Origin of the sequence: Parafrankia soli (assembly GCF_001854695.1) — a bacterium.
In the GTDB taxonomy this organism is placed as follows: domain Bacteria; phylum Actinomycetota; class Actinomycetes; order Frankiales; family Frankiaceae; genus Parafrankia; species Parafrankia soli.
Genome location: NZ_MAXA01000248.1, coordinates 1 through 1,082 on the forward strand (window position 1 = coordinate 1; position 1,082 = coordinate 1,082).

The window sequence follows — 1,082 nt, forward strand, 5'->3', positions numbered from 1 at the left end:
AAGGGCAACCCGACCCTGCCCTACAAACCATTCGGCAACGAGGACTGAGACGCTCGACATCCGCCGGCCGCGCGACCAGGGGGCCATGCGGCCAAGGCAGCGAAGGGGCGATCTCGTGAACACCGTCGGCAATGGTGGCAATCACGGCAACGTGGACGATGTGCGGCACATCGTCATGGAGCTCGGCCTGGGCTTCTCGGTCGACGGTGGTGTCGCCACCGGGCACGCCGACGTGTTCGCCGAGCTGTGCGTCCCCGGCACGACCGCCCTGCGGACATCCGTGCTGGCGACCTGGGCCGACATCGTCACAGGCACACTCGCCCTGAACCTGACCGCACCGCGGCCAGCCCTGACCCTCGACCTCGACGTGCACGTCGTCGAGCCAGCCGAGATCGGCGACACGATCTCCCTCGAGGCAAGAACCGTCAAGGCCGGCCGGACGGTCGTCGTCTGCGAGACACAGTTCCACAACAAGACCTCCGGGACCCTGACCGCCGTCTGTCACACGTCGTTCGTCACCCCCCGAACCCCGATCACGTCTTCTCCCACCGCACCCTGGCCGGACTACCCGAGGGGCCCTTCCGGCTGCCGGTTCCCCTCGCCGAGCGGGTCGGCAGCGTCGTTGTGGCTCCCGGCACCGTCGAGGTGCCCCACCGGGCCGACGGCCTCAACGTGGGCGGCGCCATCCAGGGCGGCCTCGTCGCGCTAGCCGCCGAGGAGGCAGCGGCCTCATCCGTCCAAGGGCCGACGGCGCTGCCCTCCTACGGGGCCGGGCGGGCCCGGCGCGGGCGGGGTGGGCCGGCGGGCACGGAATCAGGGCGCCAAGGCTGCGGGAACGGGACTTATGCAGCCCCAATCCCGCCACCCGGCAATGTGTGGCGGCTGGGTGAGTCCGGGCTGTCACTCAACCGCCACGGCTGCTCGACATCGCGCATGAGGCCCAGCCGGCGTGAATACCTATCGGTTCCGGCCTGCTCCGGACGCCAGCACTCCTGCACGCACGCCGCCCGCTCGACACCACGGCCGCCACAGGGCACGGGCACGGGCACGGGCACGGGCACGGGCACGGGCACGGGCACGGG

1 protein-coding gene is annotated in these 1,082 nt (G+C 71.3%); it reads left to right on the forward strand.

Annotated features, from left to right (window positions below):
- The first annotated feature begins 115 nt into the window (after window positions 1-115).
- Complete coding sequence (locus tag BBK14_RS28050; protein ID WP_071066216.1) at window positions 116-709, forward strand: PaaI family thioesterase; 594 nt, start codon at window positions 116-118, stop codon at window positions 707-709.
- The last annotated feature ends 373 nt before the right edge of the window (window positions 710-1,082 follow it).